The 20,166-nt window shown below is 64.2% G+C and carries 19 protein-coding genes, 1 tRNA gene and 1 pseudogene; 9 read left to right on the plus strand and 12 right to left on the minus strand.

Annotated elements, in window-relative coordinates:
- Positions 1-4: 4 nt before the first annotated feature.
- Positions 5-1,192, minus strand: coding sequence for a CmlA/FloR family chloramphenicol efflux MFS transporter (gene cml / locus ACEPA4_RS17625; protein ID WP_262089908.1), 1,188 nt, complete (start codon positions 1,190-1,192; stop codon positions 5-7).
- A gap of 253 nt (positions 1,193-1,445) precedes the next feature.
- Positions 1,446-1,898 (minus strand): PA2169 family four-helix-bundle protein, encoded by a 453-nt coding sequence (locus tag ACEPA4_RS17630; protein WP_005419568.1) that lies wholly within the window; start codon positions 1,896-1,898, stop codon positions 1,446-1,448.
- Positions 1,899-2,361: 463 nt separating this feature from the next.
- Here ACEPA4_RS17630 and ACEPA4_RS17635 point away from each other — a divergent pair, with 463 nt between their 5' ends.
- Positions 2,362-3,003, plus strand: a complete 642-nt coding sequence (locus ACEPA4_RS17635; protein WP_262089911.1) for a glutathione S-transferase family protein — start codon at positions 2,362-2,364, stop codon at positions 3,001-3,003.
- 23 nt (positions 3,004-3,026) lie between these two features.
- On the opposite strand, the gene ACEPA4_RS17640 is transcribed toward ACEPA4_RS17635, so the two are convergent.
- On the minus strand, positions 3,027-3,434 hold the full coding sequence (locus ACEPA4_RS17640) for a hypothetical protein (protein WP_111200393.1): 408 nt from the start codon (positions 3,432-3,434) through the stop codon (positions 3,027-3,029).
- A 49-nt stretch (positions 3,435-3,483) separates the two neighbouring features.
- The gene (locus ACEPA4_RS17645) at positions 3,484-3,903 is read right to left on the minus strand and encodes an H-NS family nucleoid-associated regulatory protein (RefSeq protein WP_374083051.1); all 420 of its coding nucleotides are present in this window, start codon (positions 3,901-3,903) and stop codon (positions 3,484-3,486) included.
- A 118-nt stretch (positions 3,904-4,021) separates the two neighbouring features.
- Between ACEPA4_RS17645 and ACEPA4_RS17650 the strand changes: the two genes are divergently transcribed.
- Positions 4,022-4,414 carry a DoxX family protein gene (locus ACEPA4_RS17650; RefSeq protein WP_069139686.1) on the plus strand — a complete coding sequence of 131 codons (393 nt, stop codon included), beginning with the start codon at positions 4,022-4,024 and terminating at the stop codon, positions 4,412-4,414.
- 18 nt (positions 4,415-4,432) lie between these two features.
- On the opposite strand, the gene ACEPA4_RS17655 is transcribed toward ACEPA4_RS17650, so the two are convergent.
- Together ACEPA4_RS17655 and ACEPA4_RS17660 are read right to left on the minus strand one after the other, a co-directional pair.
- The gene (locus ACEPA4_RS17655; protein WP_255312994.1) at positions 4,433-6,208 is read right to left on the minus strand and encodes a serine hydrolase domain-containing protein; all 1,776 of its coding nucleotides are present in this window, start codon (positions 6,206-6,208) and stop codon (positions 4,433-4,435) included.
- Positions 6,209-6,269: 61 nt separating this feature from the next.
- Positions 6,270-6,911, minus strand: coding sequence for a hypothetical protein (locus tag ACEPA4_RS17660; RefSeq protein WP_139727720.1), 642 nt, complete (start codon positions 6,909-6,911; stop codon positions 6,270-6,272).
- A gap of 898 nt (positions 6,912-7,809) precedes the next feature.
- Here ACEPA4_RS17660 and ACEPA4_RS17665 point away from each other — a divergent pair.
- The 3 genes from ACEPA4_RS17665 (at position 7,810) to ACEPA4_RS17675 (ending at position 10,612) form a co-directional block, all read left to right on the plus strand.
- Complete coding sequence (locus tag ACEPA4_RS17665; RefSeq protein ID WP_139727723.1) at positions 7,810-8,592, plus strand: hypothetical protein; 783 nt, start codon at positions 7,810-7,812, stop codon at positions 8,590-8,592.
- A gap of 451 nt (positions 8,593-9,043) precedes the next feature.
- Positions 9,044-9,448, plus strand: coding sequence for a hypothetical protein (locus ACEPA4_RS17670; RefSeq protein WP_005419578.1), 405 nt, complete (start codon positions 9,044-9,046; stop codon positions 9,446-9,448).
- Between the two features lie 27 nt (positions 9,449-9,475).
- A complete protein-coding gene (locus tag ACEPA4_RS17675) occupies positions 9,476-10,612 on the plus strand; it encodes an XVIPCD domain-containing protein (protein WP_139727725.1) in 1,137 nt (378 codons plus the stop codon).
- 88 nt (positions 10,613-10,700) lie between these two features.
- On the opposite strand, the gene ACEPA4_RS17680 is transcribed toward ACEPA4_RS17675, so the two are convergent.
- The 6 genes and pseudogenes from ACEPA4_RS17680 to dtd form a co-directional block, all read right to left on the minus strand.
- On the minus strand, positions 10,701-11,711 hold the full coding sequence (locus tag ACEPA4_RS17680; RefSeq protein WP_139727727.1) for a phage portal protein: 1,011 nt from the start codon (positions 11,709-11,711) through the stop codon (positions 10,701-10,703).
- Positions 11,711-12,514, minus strand: a pseudogene (locus ACEPA4_RS17685) (terminase large subunit domain-containing protein); the annotation flags it as partial. The gene ACEPA4_RS17680 and the pseudogene ACEPA4_RS17685, both read right to left, overlap by 1 nt.
- 182 nt (positions 12,515-12,696) lie before the next feature.
- Positions 12,697-12,772, minus strand: a tRNA-Ile gene (locus ACEPA4_RS17690).
- Between the two features lie 40 nt (positions 12,773-12,812).
- Entirely contained in the window at positions 12,813-13,124 is a 312-nt protein-coding gene (locus tag ACEPA4_RS17695) for a hypothetical protein (protein WP_065178790.1), read from the minus strand.
- Between the two features lie 265 nt (positions 13,125-13,389).
- Entirely contained in the window at positions 13,390-15,243 is a 1,854-nt protein-coding gene (rpoD, locus tag ACEPA4_RS17700) for an RNA polymerase sigma factor RpoD (RefSeq protein ID WP_005419586.1), read from the minus strand.
- Positions 15,244-15,333: 90 nt separating this feature from the next.
- The gene (gene dtd / locus ACEPA4_RS17705; RefSeq protein ID WP_065178791.1) at positions 15,334-15,774 is read right to left on the minus strand and encodes a D-aminoacyl-tRNA deacylase; all 441 of its coding nucleotides are present in this window, start codon (positions 15,772-15,774) and stop codon (positions 15,334-15,336) included.
- Between the two features lie 61 nt (positions 15,775-15,835).
- Between dtd and ACEPA4_RS17710 the strand changes: the two genes are divergently transcribed.
- The 4 genes from ACEPA4_RS17710 (at position 15,836) to ACEPA4_RS17725 (ending at position 20,088) form a co-directional block, all read left to right on the plus strand.
- Positions 15,836-16,756: a lauroyl acyltransferase gene (locus tag ACEPA4_RS17710; protein ID WP_053496997.1), complete on the plus strand. Its 921-nt coding sequence runs from the start codon at positions 15,836-15,838 to the stop codon at positions 16,754-16,756.
- Between the two features lie 87 nt (positions 16,757-16,843).
- Positions 16,844-17,980, plus strand: a complete 1,137-nt coding sequence (gene ribA, locus ACEPA4_RS17715) for a GTP cyclohydrolase II RibA (RefSeq protein WP_053496995.1) — start codon at positions 16,844-16,846, stop codon at positions 17,978-17,980.
- 72 nt (positions 17,981-18,052) lie between these two features.
- Positions 18,053-18,553, plus strand: coding sequence for a PH domain-containing protein (locus tag ACEPA4_RS17720; protein WP_053496994.1), 501 nt, complete (start codon positions 18,053-18,055; stop codon positions 18,551-18,553).
- Positions 18,550-20,088, plus strand: a complete 1,539-nt coding sequence (locus ACEPA4_RS17725; RefSeq protein ID WP_164229850.1) for a PH domain-containing protein — start codon at positions 18,550-18,552, stop codon at positions 20,086-20,088. Before ACEPA4_RS17720 ends, ACEPA4_RS17725 begins: the two co-directional genes overlap by 4 nt.
- Positions 20,089-20,166: the final 78 nt, after the last annotated feature.

Genomic DNA, 20,166 nt, shown 5'->3' on the forward strand with positions numbered 1-20,166 from the left:
GAGGCTAGCGGCAGCCGCGCAACATCGCCGCGGCGACCAGGCTGGCCACTGGCAGCAACAGCCCATAGGCCACCAGCGGCCATACCGTATCGCCCGGCAGCAGCACCGTAGCCAGTGTTCCGAAGCAGGCCACGATCAGGCTCTGCATCGCGTAGTAGAGCGCCACCGCCGTACCCGACGCATCGGCAAACTCACTCAACGCGCCGTTGGCAGCCACCGAAACCACCATCACCAGCCCCACCGCGATGCTCCACATGGGCAGCACGACGCTGGCGAATGACAGTGGCAACTCCGCAGCGAGCGCCATCAACAACACACCCGCCACCATCACGCACAGGCCACGCACGAATGTGCCAGGCACCGCCCAGCGCGCGATGAACGTCTTCGCCATGCGCGACATGAGGATCATCACCAGTGCCACCGTCGCGAACGCCAGGCTGAAGGTGATCTGGGAGTACTGCATGCGCTCGACCAGCACGCGCGGTGCGATCGAGAAGAACACGAAGAACGTGCCCATCGCGGCACTGAATCCCAGCGTGTAGACCCAGAAGGCACCACTGCGAAGAATTTTCTGCAGTGCCGGTCCAGCGTCCCTGCGCCCTGCGGGTCGGGTTTCCTGCCACAGGCGTTGCGCACGCAGGCCGGCGACCAGGCCAAGCACACCCAGCAGCACGAAGATCGCACGCCAGCCTGCTGCCGCAGCCACCAGTGCACCCAGCATCGGCCCCAGTGCCGGCACGAAGGCCAGCATCGAAGCGAACAGTCCATACAAGGACGCCCCCTGCGGTGTATCCGCGTATACGTCGCGGACGGTGGCAAACGCCGCTACCAGCGCTGCCGACGCGCCAATCGCCTGCACTGTGCGCCAGGCCAGGAAGAACCCGCTATTGCTGGACAGCGCCAGCGCAAACGAGGCAACGGTGAACAGCAGCGCCCCCAGCAACAGCACGGGGCGGCGCCCGATCCGGTCGGACAACGGGCCGAACAGCAGTTGGCCGACGCCGAGCACCAGCAGGTAGATGCTCAGCGTCAATTGCACCCGCGCAGGCGATGTTCCCAACGCGCCGGGCATCAAGGGCACTACAGGTAGATAGATATCCATGGCCAGCGAGGCCAGGAGGTCGAACGGCGCCATCAGCGCAATGGCCGATGGCAGGGTATGGGCCCAACGTGGGGCCTGTCGATTGAACATGGGGAGTCTCCGCCCAGAGTGAGTCCGGCGGTGATCCATCCACTTCGCATGCATCGCAGGGATGTTCACCGCAACAACGTCTGCGTCGTTGTTGCGGCTCAGCGAACTGTCTGCGGACCGTTCCCGTTGTTCATGGTGCTCATTGTTGGCAGTGCGGAACCGGCAAGAGTGTAGCAGCGACCGATTCAGGGTGGCCGGGGCAGCGGTGCCGCCCCGGCCGCGGCGTCCCTGGGGAGTGGGACGCCGCTGATCGTCAGGCCGCCTTCATCGCATGCTTGCGCGCGCGCATCACGTTGTGGCATTCCTGCACTTCCGGCAACAGCTGGGTGACTTCCTGGCGGACCGCCGGCGGAAGCTCGTTGTCCTTCAGCACGTCCTTGAACGCGCCCAGCAGGCGGTCCTCCGACTCTTCCAGCTCGGCCACATAGCCATAGTTGGTGTCACCGAAGGCTGCACGCACCTTGCCGTAGAACTGCTGCATCGAACCCACCACGGTGCCATGCTCGGCCGGCTTGCCGCCGCTGGCAGCCACCGAGCCACTCAATGCGGCCACGATGCGACCCTTGACACCGGCAATGCGGGTGAACAGGGCCGACAGCTCGGCATCCTTCACCTTGGTTGCGGCTTCTTCATAGAACGACTTGCCGTCACGGGCGATCTCGATCAGGTCGTTGAGACGGTGTTCGATGGTGGACTGGGTGCTCATGGCGTTGCTCCTGTATTTCGTTTCAGGGGAGAAAAGCAGCTTCGACTGCGCTGCCTGCGTATCCACTGTGGACATGCTTGTGTGGTTCCCGGGTGAGCAGCGATTGATACGCACATCACGTCACCCAACCCGCACTGACTGCTTCACGCCACAGTGGCGCGTGGATCACATCGAGCGAGCCCGGGCAGGCTCACCAAGGTACGAAAAGGATGATCAGCACGATCACCAGGACCGCGGCGAGCGCTCCCATCAGCACGTTTCTCTGGCGCCAACTGGGTTTCGGTTTTCCGGGAGTATTCATGCCTGCTACCTGTCTCTGCGGATGACCCCGGCAGACTGATGGATCGGCGACGGTGCGTGCGTGCAGGACACGTGCAGGCGACGTGCAGAGCACCGACACCCATGTCGATTTCCGGAACACTCGCTCGTCAGATCATCAAAGCCCTCCTTGATTGCGGACCCCATGCCTCCCATCCTCACCGCCTTCGCCACCTCCCCCGACCGCGGCCAGGGCCTGGCTCGTGACATGCGCGTGCGCTGGGCACTGGAGGAACTGTCGGTAGCCTATGACGTACAACTGCTCACCTTCACCGAGATGAAGCAGCCCGTACACCTGGCACGCAATCCGTTCGGGCAGATTCCCACCTGGCAGGAGGGCGACCGGACCCTGTTCGAATCCGGCGCCATCATCCTGCATCTGGCCGAACAGCACCCCGGCCTGCTGCCGCGCGATCCGGACGCCCGCATGCGCGCGATCATGTGGGTGTTCGCTGCGCTGAACACGGTGGAGCCCCCCATCGTTGAGCGCTCCATGGCCTGGGTGCTGGAGCGCGAGCAGCCGTGGTACGCACAGCGGCTGCCGCTGCTGGATGAGCGGGTTCGGGCGCGACTGGCGCAACTGTCGACATGGCTGGCCAAGGCGCCGTGGCTGGACGGCGATTTCAGCGTGGGCGACCTGATGATGGTCTCGGTGCTGCTGCGCCTGAAGAGCAGCGGGCTGCTCGACGAGTATCCGACGGTGGCCGCCTATGTGGCCCACGCGACGCAGCGGCCCGCCTACCAGCGCGCCTTCGCCGCGCAGCTGGCGGTATTCCAGAACGGGTAGTTCCACGCCATGCGTGGAAACACTCAGCGCAAGCTGCGCCGGCAGGCGGCCTGCACCAGCATCAGCTGCGCCACCAGGATCAGCATCGCGCAGCCCGACAACAGCCAAGGGTCGATGTACCACTGCTCATTGAAACTGAAGTCGCCTGCGGAAATGCGTTTCCAACCGTTGAAGTGCTGCATCGCTGCCACCACGAACGCGAAGCCACCCGCGGTGTACGACAACCAGGGCACGATGAGGCTCCCCGGGCGCGCGAACAGCGTCAGCAGGCCGAGCACGCCGATGACCGTGCGCTGCACGCGGCAGTACGGGCAGACATAGGCCATCCCGCTCCATTCCACCGCCCAGGCCAGCAGGCTGACCAGCACGGCCGCGCCTGCGGCGGCGTGCAGGACTTTCGGCGTGATCGTCATGCCACTCTCGTGTGCCATCCCGTGCTCCTTGGTTGAAAGACCCGGGCAGGGTAGCAGTGCTGCAGCCTCATCCCTTCTTGATGACGGTCCGCTTGCCGATGGTGCTGGTCTTGCCAGCGGTCGGCCTGGCCAAACCAGGAATCAGGAAATCGGTGACCTTGTGGCCCATCGACACCTTGGACGCCAACCAGCGCGGCATGCGCCCGCGACCGGTCCAGGTCAGGCGCTTGTACTCCGGGTCGCGATACTTGGGCGCGACTTTGCCGGATTTACGGCGGGCGGGTTTGCGGGCGGGCGCAGGTGTTTCCGAGCCTTGGCCGCCAAAGAGTTCTTCGAGGGTGTAGCCGGCTTCGGCGGCGGCGGCCTTCAGCATCCGCCGCACCGCACTGGCCGGACGGCGGCCGGAAATGAGCTGTTTCCGCTGTTCAGCGGCAACCACCAGGGCACCCAGCTCGCGAAGGCTGAGCGATTCAATATCGATCGTCATGCGGGAAAGGTCTACTGCAGCGCGGCAGCTGTCAAGGCGCCTTGCCCGGCGCGTAGACACGGGCTTCACTGCCGGTGGGCTCCGATCGCCTGCGTCGGCCATCTCCGAGGACATCGACGTGAGCACTTCATCGCATTCGCTCGCCTACCTGCTTGCACGCATCCTGCTGATGGCCCTGTTCCTGGTCTCCGGGCTGGGCAAGCTCGGCGATCTCAGCGGTACCCAGGGCTACATGGAGGCGATGGGAGTACCCGGCATCCTGCTCTGGCCGACCATCGCCTTCGAAATCGGCAGCGGCCTGTGCATCCTGCTCGGCTTCCAGACCCGGCTGGTGGCGGTCGTGCTCGCAGGCTTCAGCCTGGTCACCGCTTTCATCTTCCACCACAACTTCGCCGACCAGACCCAGCAGATCATGTTCCTGAAGAACCTGGGCCTCGCCGGCGGCTTCCTGCTGCTGGCCTGCACCGGGGCGGGACGCTACAGCATCGATGGGCGTGAGCGGCGCGGATGAGCACGCGGCATGCCGCCATCACCCCTGGTCCACGGGCGCGACGCGCTGCAGGCGCAGGTTGCGCCATGTCGGCTGGGAGCCGCGAAAATCCACCGCTTCGCCATCGCTGGTGAACAACAATCCTGGCTCCACCTCAGCAACCAGGCGGATGCCATCGATGTACAGCCAGCCGTGTCGTTGCTCCAGCACAACGAACATCGATGGTTTGCCCCATTGGTCAACGCGATAGCGTCCCAGCCAGGGTTGCCAATGGGGCGCCTGCGGCCCGGTGGGCCCATCGATGGGATCGTTCTGGTCCAGGCCATCCTCGCCGTTGCTGCATTCCAGGTACGCCGGCAGCATGTCCGTCGCCGCATGGTAACGGTACGTCGCAACCTCTCCATCGGTGTCCACAGTGAAAAGTTGATCGCCGTCGATGGCCGCAAAGCGGGTACCCTCGGCGTGCGCCCCTCGATGCAGTTGCAGCTCCCCGTTTCCGGCAACCCCGATCTTCGCCTTGCCGCTGCGCCCGATCCAGCTTCCCGCCATCTGCTGCATCTGGTCCTGGGTCAACCTGATCGGCGCCAGGCTTGATAGGGGCACACGCGGCTGACGGGGCCCGAAACGCGCCGACAACAGCTGATCGAGCAGACGCTCGCCGATGCCGTACCCCGCAGACGTCGCGCGATTGAACATCGCGGCAAATCCAGCGTTTGCCTGCCTGCAGTAGGTGAACACGCACCCGAATCCGAAGCCCCCGCCGCGGTGGTGCAGCAGCCGCACCGGTGTACTGCCGTAGAGGCGTTCGCTGCGCATGACACCGAGCCCGTAGTCGCCGCCCAGGCCGAAACCATGCATCTCGTCCCAGAGACGGGGCTCAAGCAGTTGCTGCGCACCGGATCGGCCGCCACCGAGCAGGAAGCCAAGATACTTCGCCATGTCGGCGGCACTGGTCCACACGCCTCCCGACACCACCAGCGGCGTCACCGGCGGTACCTGCGTATGGCCTTCCTGGGTTCCCAGTGCCCGCACCTTGCTTGCCAGGTAGACCGACGCATCGGCCGTACTGTCGTGCATTCCCAGCGGCTCGAAGATCCGGCGCTGCAGCCAGGCCGGATAGCTGATGCCCGCAACCTGCTCAAGGACATGACCGGCAAGGTCGAAGCCCAGGTTGGAGTAGCGATAGCGCGTACCCACCGGAAAGCGCAGCCATGTCTGCGAGATGCTGCGGACGTGCGCATCAAAGCCCGGCGACGCCGGTTCGTAGTTGTTGCCCAGTGGCGCCTCGTGCGTGAATCCCGCGCGATTGGCAAGCAGCAGGCGCAGGCTGATGCGCTCCTGTGGAGCATGCTCGAAGCGGCTGCGCACCGTGAACGACGGCAGATAGCGGGTAATGGGCGCGTCCAGATCAAGGATGCCGTCCTGCACGGCCAACAGCACCGCCACCGCCGCGAAGTTCTTCGAGGTGGACTGGATGCTGAACATCGTGCTGGCGTCTACGGGCACGCTGCCCTGGCCTGATACGTGACCGAAGCCTTCAGTCCAGCGCACCTGCCCGCCTTCGACCAGGCAGACGGCAGCGGCACCGATGCCGCTGCCGTCCATGGCCGAGCGGATCACGCCGCGTTCCGCGTCGATCAGGCTCGCGGTGGTGACGCTTGGCCGCGCCGGGGTGGCAACACCGGTGGGCATGAGCGTGGCCGCCGGAACAGCCGCGGCATTGGCCAGGAAGGTGCGACGACTGAGCGTACCAGGCATCAGATCACTCCACTTCAGGATGCCGCCATCTTCCCGCCAGCAGAAATGGCAGGGCATGTGTCATTCGGCACAGAGTGCGGTGATCGATGGCGCTGCGCCTTCGCTGGCTGAGCAGACCTCAGCCCGGAGGGTCCGGCAAGCGGATTCCCTGCGCCGAAACAAAGGCGCGGGACTCGCTCCAATAGGCCTGTGGCGGTTCCCGCAGCTCGGGTCGCGCCCAGTAGTCGTTGCCATGCAATGCGCTCATCACATGGCACCAGCCGTCACGCGGATCGTGAACCTGAAATCGCCCGCGATGATGGCGCGGATGATACGCGTAGTGACCAAGCGCCTCCTGGCGCGCTTCATCCGGCCAACGACCCGCCTGATGGACCAGCGTCCATGCACGCATGTGGCGTGCATGCGCGAGCGCGCCCAGGTACTCGTCCTCATCCAGCAGTGGCACCTGCTCACCGCGGGCCAGGCACAGTGCGTCCGATTCGGCTTCGTAGTCCAGCGACGGCCGCGCCAGTTCCGGGTGCTGCTGCCAATACCTTTCGCCCTTCATGTGCAGCATCGCCCAGTGCCAGGGCTCGTCGTGGAAGATCAGCGCGTATTCGTATTCGCGGCCGGGGCTCTGGTCGGGATAGCGCTTCCGTGCCTGTTCGAGCGCCTGCGCCTCGGGCACCTGGCCATGGTGGACCAGACACCAGGCGAACAGGTGCCGGCTGTCTTCGATTTCGGTGGTGAAGTCTTCCACCGGTGTATCGGTGTTGGGCATGGTCGATCCCTGTGTGCGGATCAGATGGTACCGACGCTGCAGGGCGCGCGGGGCGCGGGAGCAATGAGATCTGCAACAGGTCGTGCGAGGTCGCGTGGGGGCCCATCACGATTCGAATCTGGAATCGACGGATTACGGGGCCTCCACAGCGCTTCCACGCGCCTCCACAGACCTTCCAGCCGTAAACCACGCGGCTGATTCCCAGGCCCCGCGACCATCTTCGCTCATCTTTGTGCACCTCCTTCCGCTGACAAAAGGTCGCCGAGCGGTCGCCAATGGGCGCAATGAAGGGAATGCTCGGAGAGAACGGACTGGCCACCTTGCCGATCGGCCAACGGGCCTCGGATCCAGCGTCGCATGGTGTGGGCTGCCCGGATGTGCGGAAGCTCGCCGGCGGTGGGCTCAGGTTCCGCTACAGATACACCAAGGCCAACGGTCAACGCGATCGCGTCGCGGCCGCACCAGGAGGGAGGGCGCAACCTTCGCGATGAGATCGCAACTGCGGCGGCCGCCGTCGGGCTAGCGAGAGAACAAGCCAATTGCTACCGCGGCACGGAATGGCCATTTTGCCATTCATGCGCTCGCGTTCCGAGGAAGGGTATTTGTCGCTTTACGTCCACCGATGCGTGACTGAGAACACGCAAGAGCAAAGCGTAGCCCGCTGCAACGAATTTCTGGTTGACAGTGAATATCACCCCGCAATATGAAATCCCGGGAATCGAGAGGCAGGGGATCAGCGCCGAAATCAGCTATCACCACGGCCCGAGGTCAGTCCATCGCAAAGCTCCGCGACGACAAGGGAAAAGGAATCAATTGAAGATCAGTAGAATTCTCATATATGGAATGTTCGTCATCGGCGTAGTCGCAACCATTTCCTGGTTGGCCTGCAGACCATCCGATGTCAGAAAGCAAAGGAGATGAGGTTCCTCTCAGTGAGAAAAGCACTTCGTCAACGGATATCGCATCTGAATCAAGCATTCATCAATCCTTGCGTTCGCCACACCAATCCATCGAATCAACAGTGGCTTTGGGTGGCAAGGCATTTCTGCTCAAGATCGAAACACCTCACTACGAAGGCGACGCCTCGGAATACATTGACAGGCGCATCGCGGCTGCACGGGCCGGCGATGCCCAGTCGAGCTATGAGATCCATAACCGCATTGCCAGTTGCAAGCGGGCGCTTAACTCAGGTGATGCCGATGAGTACAAGGCCTACGCATCAGTGGAAATCGGCCAGGAGATTGGCCACTGCCAAGGGCTGATAGGGCGAACGGAACTCGGAGATGAGAATTGGCTCTCTCTTGCTGCCGCCCAAGGGTCGGTCGAAGCGAGACTGATTTTCGCCAAAGACCCGAAAGCCATCATTGGAAACTTGACTGAAGCGCTCAAGGATCCGGAACGGATAGCCAATTATCGAAGGGATGCGATTGATTATCTAAATGAGTCGGTATCACAGGGAAGCGTCGACTCGATTGAAGCCCTTGCTGACATCCATGACCGAGGGATCATTGCCGACAAATCCCCTGAAAAGAGCCTTGCATACTGGCTCGCATATCAGCGCGCGCACCCCAATAGCCAATCAGCGGCATCCATTGCGAGACTCTCCAAACTGTTGCAGCCCAACCAGATAGAGCGATCCAACGAGATGTCTGAGGCCATATACAGATCCTGCTGCTTGTAACCCAACAGAAGTTTCCTACTCACCCAACATGGCGCACGATGAAAGCAGTGATTTCGAAGAAATGGTTGATTGCAACCTCCCTAGTTGTCGCGATTGCTTCCTCTTGCCCACCCATAGCTCGCCCCTTCCAACTAAACGAATAATCTAACACTGCGCGAAATCTCCCAAAATCGCTATCCGGTGGGGGTTCCGACCCGTGCATCACAAGACGTTGTGCTAGATTCGGGACAGTGTTCCTGGCGCGAGAGGTACCTTCATGGATGCATGGCTCGACAAATGCGCTACTTCATCAAGGCGCGGAGATCGGAGTCACCTCCGGCTTGCAGCGTATCGCTGCCTCTCAATAGCCGTTTCAGCGTTGATACTGTCAGCGTGTTCGAGCGGTGCCTCACCAACCCCATCGCATAAATCTAATCAAAGACAGTCCGTCAAATCAGGGAGTGAAATTGGTATGGAGCGATTCAAGAACGACATCGAGCGCCTGTCTAGTGTACGTTTTGATGATGTCGACGCGTTAAATGAACAGCTCCACACGCATCTGGGAGAGCCGACACGCCAGGACGTGATTGACGAACGGATCGCAGAACACGGAATGTTGGGCGACCTTGAGGTCCGGAACATCAGGCTGAGAAGTGCTGCTGACGATCCTGCGCTCGCGAACCTGATCTTTGAGATCGCACCACCAAGCATTGCGCTCGAGGAAATCATCTGGGAAAACTCGACCAAACATCCATCTCGGCCTGACGCGCCTGGCTCTCGCCCTTACTGGTCTGCGCAGGTGAACGATGCAAAGGTCGTGCTCGGACTCGATTCCGATAACGTGACGCTGACCTACATATCGATCAGTCAGCGCTGATCCCTGTTATTGCGAAGGAGCCGGAGCATGGAGCGTACTGAAGAATCTGGACTGCCGCAGCCGCAGGAGGGAGGCCGCCCAGGAGCCACACGGCGTCCTGCATCGCCATTGGACGACCCCTCCTTGGCGCCGCTTCTAGCAAAATCCCCAACACTTCAGGCGGGCCTCACCCAGGCGAGGCGTGAAGGTATCGTTATCCAATGGGGGGCAGCCGGTGAAGGCACTTATCTTATACCCGGCGTCAAGATCGTTATTGACGAGAATGCGATTGGGCAAGGCTCAAGGATCGCAAGTTCTCTTGCTCACGAAGTTGGGCACCATCTCTTCACCGAACCCGAAAATCGAACTTCTAAGCAAGCCTATGTGAACAGCGAGCTGCGAGGAGAAGCCGCCGCGACTCTCAGCAATGTCCAGGTCCAGCGTGAGATCGTTGCAGCTGGCGGTCCAGATATTGGCGTTTCCGGCACAGGTAATCGTCCACAACAATACGGAACCATTGCGGCGGAACTCCAGGCCGGACGGATCAACCGTAACCAAGCACTTGGGCAGATCGCTGAGGTGTTCAAGACAGAGGCTCCGTCTGTTGGTCCTCATGCGACATACGAACTCTACTATGGCGACTACTACGACCGGGAAATAGCACCCACGCAACGGCGGCGTAGGCCAGATCCAGAATTTGACGCCGAGCGCATTGCGGTTGCGGAAATAGTCGGTTCGGACAGCGACGACTCGCCCTCACGGCAGCGAGCATCCTCCTCAGCCCCTGAACTCGGCGATGCTGACCGCTCTCTCTACATGCAGATTAGGGCAGGTGTGGAACGCCTGGACGCAGAGCATGGGAAACCTTGGGACGAGTCGAGTCAGCGCATGTCTGCAAGCTTGCTGGTACTGGCGAAGGAGCAGAGCCTTTCACGGGTTGACCATGTTGTCTTGAACAATCCGACAGAGAACCTAGCTCGAGGTGAGAGGGTCTTCATAGTCGAGGGAGCAATGGACGATCCCGCCCATCGTCGAGGCCATATGAGTACGATGGATGCGCTTCGCGCACCGGAGGCGGAATCGCTCCATCGCGCTGATGCGTTGAGCCAATCACAAGCAGCGAGCCTTGAACAACAACCGGCACAGCAGGCGCATACGCAAGACGGGCCATCGTTCTCGAGATAAAGCCGTCACTGTGCTATCGGCGCCATTCATTCCACCGCCTTGGCCCACAAGTGAGCGCCCACGCTGCAGCTCGGGCGCTCTCGAATCATCATGCGGTCGCCTCCAGTTCGAAGGGTTCGAAGCGGATCACGTCCTGGCCCAGCCACTCGTTAATAGCTGCCATGTGCGTCTGCAGCGGCGCCAGTTCCATCGCCGCCCACACGCCCGCCGCGTCGCGGATCGACCCAAACCCGCCACTGTTCTGCGGCACGATACCCAGAAGCTGCGGTGGCACCCGGAGCACCGCCAACATGTCATCGCGGGTCACACTCTTGATCCCGGTGAACTCATCTCGGACCGCCACCTCACTGACCGGGGTCACCTGCAAGCCGTCCTTCTTCCCATTGGGCGAGTGCACGAACAGGTTCTTGAAATTGCCCGGCCCGCGCGACTGCCGCAGCGCGTCGCGCAACGCGTCCACGTCCAAGCCCTCGGGTTGGGGGTCGGTCATGTAGAGAATGTAGCCGGCGTGCGAACCGTTGTTGTAATACTTCCGGCGGAACAGCGTGGCCGACTCGTTCAGCAGCGCGGCCTCTACGGCTGGCATCCACTCCGGCAGGCCGTAGATCTCCTGATCAGCATCTGCCTCTCGCAGCTGGAACACCTCACCGGCGGGAAACTCATGCTCTACCCGTGCGGCACGCACCGGGAAGAACTCACCGGGCTGCACGCCACGGCGCACGTACTGCGCCAGCGGCACCGCCAGACTGTGCGCGGCTCCTGACATGGGGCGGCGACGCTCGACATACCCCATGCCGAAGGTGGTGTAGTCCAGCGCCAGCTGCGAGAACGCCTCACGGCTCAGCAGCCGGTGCGGTCGGAACGTGCGCACCAGCATGTTGCGTTTGAATGTCAGGCCGCTGTGCAGGTACGGGTTGGAGCGCGTTGTGCGCGACAGCCCTTGCAGATCCACCGGTGGCTCGAAGTAGCGGCCATTGCGCCAGCATTCGAGGTAGTCGAGGAAGCCGCGTGATTCCAGCACAGGGCTGGCCTCGCCAAAGGTGAAGGCTTCGATACTCACCGGCGGCGCGGCGATGGCGCTCTGGTCGGTGTCGGTCATCAGAAAATCTCCATGGTGCCGCGCGCAGCCCGTCCGCCTTCCAGCGGCTCGCTCTGCAGCGCGTGCGTGAGTGCCCAAGCCAAGTCAGCATGGCCGGTGGTACGCGAGCGCCCGGCGGTGTAGGTCACCTGGCGCCCGCTCGGGGTGATGGTTTTCTGGATCGCCAGCAGTGACTGCGTGAGGTCGATCCAGCCGGCGTCGTATTCCTGCCGTTCGTCATTGATTACGTCATAGGCTTTCAGCACCAGCCGCGTTTTCACCTCGGGCGAATAGTTGAAGACAGTCACGCCGGGTAAGAACTGGCGCACCAGCTGAGCAACGCAGGTGCCCATGCCGGTCGCATCCACGCCGATGTAGGTCACCCAATAGCGCTTGGTGATCTGCTCGATGAACGCCGCCTGGTCTTTGAACTCCATGCCCTTGAACTGGTGGCGTTCCAGCACGCGGAACTTGCCCCCAGGCACCAGCGGCGGGGCCACAACCACGATGCCCGCGCTGTCGCCGGTCTCAGCCGGGTCGTAGCCGATCCACACGGCGCGGTCGCCGTAGGGCCGGACGGCAAACGGCTTGTAATCGACCTGGCAGGGCTGCAGCATCGTGAGCGGGAACACACTGGCGCTGTCGTCCACGAACTCGCACATCAGCAGGTTGGCGAACTCCTCGGCGCTGTAGTCACGGCGCAGTTCCTCGATATCGAACAGGTCACAGCCACGGTCCGCCGCGTCCAGCACGGTCACGATCTGGCGCCAGATGGCGTCCTCGCAGGGCCTGCCACCCATCAGGCGCGCATGGCTCACGTCCAACACCGAGGGCAACCGTGGCGACAAGCAGGATGCGGCCGGGCACAATCGCCCACCACTACGGGCCGCTACGATCACGACTTGCCAGTCGTGAAACCACCTCGCAAGCGTTGAGTTTTCCCGCGAATTTTCCCACCGGCACAAAAAAGGCACTCGGGCGTAAGCCTAAGTGCCTGTTTTTTTTATGGTGGGCCCACCAGGATTCGAACCTGGAACCAAGGGATTATGAGTCCCCTGCTCTAACCGTTGAGCTATAGGCCCTGCGCAGCGCCACAGTGTAGTGGAGGCCACGCTCGATCGGCTACCCGGCAGCAGCAAGAGCCTCAGCAACACGCCCCAACCGCTTCTCCGCCACGTCCGCAAACCACATCTGCCGCCGCAGATGTGCCTGGAACAGCGCCACCGTCCTTCTGGCCTCTTCCAGTGCCTTGTGGTTGCCGCCGTCAAAGCCCTCGACCAGTTCCGCACCAGACAGCGTCAGCAACGCATACGTCGTGCGGCGGGCAAACCCCAGCCGATCTTCACGCTCATCCTGCATCACCTCATCCCAATCAAGCAGCGACGGAAAATCAGTCTGCCGGGAATCAAACAGATCGTGCTCCACATCATTCATGGCCTCACTCCAAATGCATGACGAATCAGTGCAGCGGGCCGTATGTGATGTACGTGACCTGCTGCGCGCTTGCATCAGCGCCGATGGAGACCGGCCTGCCTACGCGATGTGTTGAGCATCTGCACGGTCAGCGTGCGGCTACCGCAGGAAGTAATCAAATGGCAGACGCGACATCGTCAGGATCCGACCGGCATGGCCGGGAACGACCAAAGAAAAACCCCGCACCAGGCGGGGTTTCTCTCAACGCTTCAACAGCCGCTGGCTATCAATCGATATCCAGGAAGCTGCGCAGCTGCTCCGAACGGCTCGGGTGACGCAGCTTGCGCAGGGCCTTCGCTTCGATCTGGCGGATGCGCTCGCGGGTCACGTCGAACTGCTTGCCGACCTCTTCCAGCGTGTGGTCGGTATTCATGTCGATGCCGAAGCGCATGCGCAGCACCTTGGCCTCCCTCGGGGTGAGGCCGGCCAGCACGTCGCGCACGGTTTCAGACAAGTTGATGTTGGTGGTGTTCTCGATCGGGGACTCCACGTTGGTGTCCTCGATGAAGTCGCCCAGATGGGAATCCTCGTCGTCGCCGATCGGGGTTTCCATCGAGATCGGCTCCTTGGCGATCTTCATCACCTTGCGGATCTTGTCTTCCGGCATGTCCATTTCCTTGGCCAGCTCCTCCGGCGTAGCCTCGCGGCCGTACTGCTGGAGCATCTGGCGGGAAATGCGGTTCAACTTGTTGATCGTCTCGATCATGTGCACCGGAATACGGATGGTGCGCGCCTGGTCGGCGATCGAGCGGGTGATCGCCTGGCGGATCCACCAGGTGGCGTAGGTCGAGAACTTGTAGCCGCGGCGGTACTCGAACTTGTCCACGGCCTTCATCAGGCCGATGTTGCCTTCCTGGATCAGGTCGAGGAACTGCAGGCCACGGTTGGTGTACTTCTTGGCAATCGAGATCACCAGGCGCAGGTTGGCCTCGACCATTTCCTTCTTGGCCTTGCGCGCCTTGGCTTCACCGTAGGCCATGGCACGGCTGATTTCCTTCAGCTCTTCCAGGTCCAGCTGGGTCAGCTTCTCGATGTCGATCGTCGCCTGCTGTTCGGCGATGATCTGGTCCTTCACTTCGCGCAGGGCCGACGACCACTTCTGCTTGCGCTTCAGTGCGTCTTCCACCCACTCCAGGTTGGTCTGGTTGCCTTCCCAGGAACGGATGAAGTCCTTGCGCGGCATGCGCGCGGTGACGGTGGCCAGGTTCAGCACACGGCGCTCATGCGACTTGATGTCGGCCATGGTGTCGCGCAACTGCTTGGTCAGCACGTCGGTCAGCGGCAGCGGCAGCTTCAGGGTGACGAACACCGCCGACATCTCTTCGCGCAGGCGCGGCAGGTTCTTCTTGTCGCCCTTGGTCGCGGCCTTCTTGAAAGCGTTGAAGGCATCGCTCAGTGCCTGCATGCGCGCGGCGACTTCCTCCGGATCCGGACCGGTCGGTGCGGCTTCTTCATCGCCACCGTCGACATCGTCGTCCTCGTCCTCGTCGCCTTCGGCGTCCGCATCGGCGCTGTCATCGGCAACGACCGCCGGCGGTGCCGGCTCTTCGTCGACCAGGTCGTTGAAGCCGACGATCACTTCGGCCAGGCGCTTCTTGCCTTCCTTGTGGGCTTCGTAGTCGTTCAGCAGCGACTCGACCGAAACCGGGAACTGGCCCAGGGCCGCCTGGACCTGCGAAAGGCCTTCCTCGATGCGCTTGGCGATGGCGATTTCGCCTTCGCGGGTCAGCAGCTCGACGGTGCCCATTTCGCGCATGTACATGCGCACCGGGTCGGTGGTACGGCCACCTTCGGTGTCGAGCGCGCTCAGCGCGGCGGCAGCTTCTTCAGCCGCGGTGTCATCGACTTCGCGGTTGCCGGTGTTGCCATCGTTGAGAAGCAGGGTTTCCACATCCGGCGCAACTTCATGGACATCGATGCCCATGCCGTTGATCATGCCGATGATGTCTTCGATCTGTTCCGGGTCGACCATGTCGTCCGGCAGATGGTCATTGACTTCGGCGTAGGTCAGGTAGCCCTGTTCCAGGCCCTTGCTGATCAGTTGCTTGATTTCGGATTGGGCAGGACGTTCGTTGGCCATGTAGTGCTCGCGCCACCGGCTAGGGAGAAATAGGGAACGTAGCATTATACCAGCCCGGGGCCCCGCCTGCCGGGCGGTGGTCCCGCAGGCTCAGGGCCTGAGAAGGAAGGTCACGGGACCGTCATTGACCAGGCTGACGACCATATGGGCACCAAATCGGCCCGTTTCCACCCCGGGCGCGTGATTTTCACGACAGATCTCGACAAATCGATTGAACCCGCGTTCAGCCTCGTCCGGCGGTGCGGCGGTCGTGAAACTGGGGCGCATGCCCGAACGGGTATCGGCGGCCAGGGTGAACTGGCTGACCAGCAGCAGGCCGCCGCCGGTGTCGCGCAGCGACCGGTTCATCTTCCCGGCCTCGTCGGCGAACACCCGGTAGCCCAGCAGGCGCTCGGCCATCCGTCGCAGCTGGGCCTCGGTATCGCCCGGTTCCATGCCGACCAGGGCCAGCAGGCCGGGGCCGATCCGCCCCACCACTTCCTGGTCGACATGGACGGCGGCCTGGCTGACGCGCTGGATCAGGACGAGCATCGTGGGCTTCCAATGAACAGGGCCGGCCACGATAGCAGCGCCCTTGGCTAAACTGGCGCCGATGAATCCGCAACGCAAAGCCCGGCTGGTCTACCGCGCCACCACCCTGTTCGCCCGCCTGCCCTGGCCACTGTTGCGGGCGTTCGCGCATGCCCTGGCGTGGACGTGGGTCCGTCTCAACGCTCGCGAGAGCCGCGTCACCCGGCGCAACCTGGAACTGGCCTACCCGGAACTGGACGGTCCGGCGCGCGACCGCCTGCACCGCGAGCTGCTGCGCTCCACCGCCCTGCAGGCCATCGAGACGCTGCGGCTCTGGAGCCAGAGGCCGGCCGACAACCTGCGCCTGCACCTGAAGCAGCGCCACGGCGAATCCCTGTACGACGCGGCCCTGGCCAGCGGCAAGGGCGTGATCGTGGCCGCACCCCACTTCGGCAACTGGGAGCTGCTGAACCAGTGGCTGGCCTCGCGCGGGCACATCGCCATCGTCTACAAGCCACCGGAGGACGAGGCCAGCGACGCCTTCCTGCAGCTGGTGCGGGGCGGCCAGAACGTGCAGCAGGTGCGCGCCGAGGGTCCCGCCGTGCGCCAGCTGTTCAAGGTGCTCAAGGACGGTGGTGCCACCGGCATCCTGCCCGACCAGCAACCCAAGGCCGGCGACGGCGTGTTCGTGCCGTTCTTCGGCGTGCAGGCACTGACCATGACCCTGGTCAACCGGCTGGCCGAGCGTACCGGCGCCACCGTGCTGTATGGCTGGTGCGAGCGCGTTGGGCCGGACATGGAATTCGCCCTGCACATCGAGCCGACCGACCCGGCCGTGGCCGACCCGGACCCGCAGGTGGCGGCCACCGCGCTCAACGCCGGCATCGAGCGCATCGCCCGCCGCGACCCGACGCAGTACCAATGGACCTACAAGCGCTATACGCTGCGGCCACCGGGCAGCGGCGAGGAAGACCCGTACGCGACCGAAGAGCATCCGCACTGACGGTCGCACCACGCGGGCCCGTCCGGCCCCTGCGACCGGCGGCCGCACCACGTTGAATACGACGCCGGCGCCCCCATAGAGACTGCGATGTCCGCCTCCCCCGGTCCTGCCATGCCTGCTGCCTCTTCCCTGTTCGGCGATCCCGCCGCGATCCGCTGCGAACGCGCGGTGGCCGAACTGCGTGCCGGTCGCCCGGTACTGCTCCACGATGGCCAGGGCCAGCGCCTGGCGGTGATTGCACTGGACAGCGCCACTGCCAGCAGCTTTGCCACGTTCGCCGGTGCCGCGCGCGAGCGCCACTACCTGTTCCTGACCGCGACCCGCGCCCGCGTGCTCGGCGTGGAAGCACCGGAAGGCGCGCGCCTGCCGCTGGCTGGCATTGCCTTCGATACCCTGCCCTCGCTGGGTTACCTGCGCGAGCCCGGCCCGATGCCCGACGGCTGGGCAGCCGGCGACGCCTTCGATGCCGGCGCGGTCGAGCTGGCCCGCCTGGGCCTGCTGCTGCCGGCGATGGTCGCGGTGCGCCTGGACGTGGATGACCACACTTTCGACGGTGCCGCCGAGGTGGCCCTGTGCGACCTGGCCGAAGGCGCAGCACATGCGGCCCACGACTACGAACTGGTGGCGCGTTCGCCGGTACCGCTGCGCGACGTCGGCATGACCACCTTCGCGGTGTTCCGCGGCGGCGTGGCCCAGCGCGACCAGGTCGCGATCATCGTCGGCGAACCGGACCTGTCGTCGGTGGTACCGGTACGCGTGCACTCCTCGTGCCTGACCGGCGACCTGTTCGGCTCGCTCAAGTGCGACTGCGGCGACCAGCTGCGGCGCGGGCTGCGCAAGCTGAAGGAACTGGGCGGCGGCGTGCTGCTGTACCTGGACCAGGAAGGCCGCGGCACCGGCATCGCCGCCAAGATGCGCGCCTACGGCTACCAGCACGACGGCCTGGACACCATCGACGCCGATGCACAGCTGGGCTTCGGTGCCGACGAACGCCGCTACGGCAGTGCGGTGGCGATGCTGCATGGCCTGGGCATTTCGCGCGTGGCTCTGCTCAGCAACAACCCGACCAAGGCACAGCGCCTGCGCAATGCCGGCATCGAGGTGCTGGACTGCATTCCGGTCACCGGCGAGATCACCGCCGAAAACGAACACTACCTGCGCACCAAGGCCGATCGTGCTGGCCACCTGCTGGATGTCGATGCGCTGATCCAGGCTGCCCAGTAACACAGCCGACCTGCTACCGTCTGCGCGGTGCGGCCACCGCCGCCGCTCGCCCTGCCACCTGACGGAGCCCGCGTGACCGACGTCGCCCCCATCGCCCCGCCCACCGATGCCTGGCAGTCGCTGCCGCAACGTGCCGCCCGCCTGGCCGCACTGGAAGGCGCCTTCGGCGGACTGTTCGTGCCGGGTCTGCCACTGGCCGCAGCTGCCTGGTTCTTCGATCTGCCCGGCGGCCTGTGGACTGCCGCCCTGGGGCTGCTGATCGGCATCCTCTTCGGCGCCTGGCTCGGCCGCCGGCGACTGACCCGCACCCGCTGGCGCCTGGATGACCAGGGCCTGGGCCTGCGCCGCGACCTGATGTGGCAGCTGGAAACCCGCATTCCCATATCGCGCGTACAACACCTGGACCTGCGCCGGGGCCCGTTGGAGCGCCGCGCCGGCCTGGCCACGCTGATCGTGCACACTGCCGGTACCCGCATGAGCGCGGTCACCGTCAACGGCCTGGATGAAGCCGACGCCGAGCGCCTGCGCGACACCCTCTCGCACCAGCTCGACCAGGACGCCGACGCCCTGTGAGCCTGCCGCCGCCCCTGCCCGCATCGCTGCCTGCCGGTGGCGAGGACCATCGCCTGCACCCGTGGTCGTGGCTGTTCGTACTGCTGATGCAGCTGCGCCACTACTTCCTGCCGCTGGTCGCGCTGCTGGTGTTCGGCCAGCGTGGCGAGCGCGACCCGATGTGGGCGCAGTTGATTCCACTGTCGGCGATCGCGGCACTGGTGCTGGTCTCGGTGCTGCAGTACCTCAGCTACCGCTACCGCATCGGCAGCGATGCCATCACGGTGCGCAGCGGGCTGCTGGCGCGCAACCGGCGCGAGATCCCGTTCGCCCGCATCCACAACGTGGAAGTGCGGCAGAACCCGCTGCACCGGCTGTTCGGTGTGGCCGAGCTGCGCCTGGAATCAGCCGGCGGCGTGCGGCCGGAAGCCGAGATGCGGGTACTGAGGCTGGACCAGGCGCTGGCGCTGGAACGGCTGGTGCGCCAGCGTGGGCAGGCACCGCAGCCCGCCGACGTCGTCGCCACGCCCTCGATCACCGGGACCGACACCGAACAGGTGCTGCTGCGCCTGTCGAGCTGGGACGTGGTGCGCATGGGCCTGCTCTCCAACCGCGGATGGGCACTGGCGATCGCCGCCTTCGGCGTGCTGTTCCAGACCGTGCCGCGGCCGGTGATGGACGCGGCCATCCAGCGTGGTGGCAGGGAGGCCTTCGGCTACGCAAGCCACCTGCATCCCGGCGTGGCCGGCGCCTTCCTGCTGCTGGCCGCAGCCCTGCTGCTGGGCTGGCTGGCGCTGCGGGCGTTGTCGGTGGTGCTGACCCTGCTGCGCTATCACGGCTTCACTCTCAGCGAGCAGGATCGCCGGCTGACCGTCTCGGCTGGCCTGGTCAGCCGAACCCGCAGCAGTGTCGCGCGTCGCCGCATCCAGGCCTGGACGCTGCACGAAACCACCCTGCATCGCTGGTTCGGCCTGCGCCAGCTGCGCATCGACAGCGCCGCCGGCGGCCCTTCGCGGGACCAGGACCGCGCCCTGCGCGAGCTGGCACCGCTGGCCCCGGCAATGCGCTGCGAGCAGTTGGTGCAGCACCTGCTGCCACAACTGCAGTGGCCACCGGCGCAGTGGCAGTCCATTCCCCAGCGTGGCTGGTGGCGGCTGTGCCTGGGTGCGCTGCTGCTGGTCCCCGTGCTGGCCGCAGCCGCGTACTGGCGCTGGGGATCATGGGGCCTGATCGTGCTGGCCTGGTTGCCGCTGGCGCTGCTGGTGGCACATCGGCAGATGGCGCGCATGGGCTGGTATCTGGATGACCACTACGTCGCCGTGCGCGGCGGTTGGTGGAAGCGCTGGTGGCGCTGGGCCGAGCTGGACAAGGTGCAGGGCCTGCGCCTGCTGCGCTCGCCACTGGACAAGCTGTTGGGCACCAGCAGCCTGCAGCTGGATACCGCCGGCGCGCATGGTGATGTGGCGTTGATCCTGCACTACCTGCCGCAGGCGCAGGCGCAACAGGTGATGGATCAACTGGCGGCCGCGCTGGCGCGGCGCAAGCTGCGCTGGTAGGGAGTGCCGGCCGCTGGCCGGCACTACCGCGGCCTGGGGTCGCGCATCCACGCATGGCGTGGATCTACTGTAGAGCCG

Source organism: Stenotrophomonas sp. P2112, from assembly GCF_041897515.1.
GTDB classification, from domain to species: domain Bacteria; phylum Pseudomonadota; class Gammaproteobacteria; order Xanthomonadales; family Xanthomonadaceae; genus Stenotrophomonas; species Stenotrophomonas sepilia.

What these genes read in the sequence shown, in the direction of transcription:
- ACEPA4_RS17670 (WP_005419578.1), top strand. Translation starts at nt 9,044, where the DNA reads ATGGAGCGATTCAAGAACGACATCGAGCGCCTGTCTAGTGTACGTTTT.
- rpoD (WP_005419586.1), bottom strand. Translation starts at nt 15,243, where the DNA reads ATGGCCAACGAACGTCCTGCCCAATCCGAAATCAAGCAACTGATCAGC.
- dtd (WP_065178791.1), bottom strand. Translation starts at nt 15,774, where the DNA reads ATGCTCGTCCTGATCCAGCGCGTCAGCCAGGCCGCCGTCCATGTCGAC.
- ACEPA4_RS17680 (WP_139727727.1), bottom strand. Translation starts at nt 11,711, where the DNA reads ATGACCGACACCGACCAGAGCGCCATCGCCGCGCCGCCGGTGAGTATC.
- ACEPA4_RS17675 (WP_139727725.1), top strand. Translation starts at nt 9,476, where the DNA reads ATGGAGCGTACTGAAGAATCTGGACTGCCGCAGCCGCAGGAGGGAGGC.
- cml (WP_262089908.1), bottom strand. Translation starts at nt 1,192, where the DNA reads ATGTTCAATCGACAGGCCCCACGTTGGGCCCATACCCTGCCATCGGCC.
- ACEPA4_RS17665 (WP_139727723.1), top strand. Translation starts at nt 7,810, where the DNA reads ATGTCAGAAAGCAAAGGAGATGAGGTTCCTCTCAGTGAGAAAAGCACT.
- ACEPA4_RS17645 (WP_374083051.1), bottom strand. Translation starts at nt 3,903, where the DNA reads ATGACGATCGATATTGAATCGCTCAGCCTTCGCGAGCTGGGTGCCCTG.
- ACEPA4_RS17695 (WP_065178790.1), bottom strand. Translation starts at nt 13,124, where the DNA reads ATGAATGATGTGGAGCACGATCTGTTTGATTCCCGGCAGACTGATTTT.
- ACEPA4_RS17660 (WP_139727720.1), bottom strand. Translation starts at nt 6,911, where the DNA reads ATGCCCAACACCGATACACCGGTGGAAGACTTCACCACCGAAATCGAA.
- ACEPA4_RS17630 (WP_005419568.1), bottom strand. Translation starts at nt 1,898, where the DNA reads ATGAGCACCCAGTCCACCATCGAACACCGTCTCAACGACCTGATCGAG.
- ACEPA4_RS17640 (WP_111200393.1), bottom strand. Translation starts at nt 3,434, where the DNA reads ATGGCACACGAGAGTGGCATGACGATCACGCCGAAAGTCCTGCACGCC.
- ACEPA4_RS17710 (WP_053496997.1), top strand. Translation starts at nt 15,836, where the DNA reads ATGAATCCGCAACGCAAAGCCCGGCTGGTCTACCGCGCCACCACCCTG.
- ACEPA4_RS17655 (WP_255312994.1), bottom strand. Translation starts at nt 6,208, where the DNA reads ATGCCCTGCCATTTCTGCTGGCGGGAAGATGGCGGCATCCTGAAGTGG.
- ACEPA4_RS17635 (WP_262089911.1), top strand. Translation starts at nt 2,362, where the DNA reads ATGCCTCCCATCCTCACCGCCTTCGCCACCTCCCCCGACCGCGGCCAG.
- ribA (WP_053496995.1), top strand. Translation starts at nt 16,844, where the DNA reads ATGTCCGCCTCCCCCGGTCCTGCCATGCCTGCTGCCTCTTCCCTGTTC.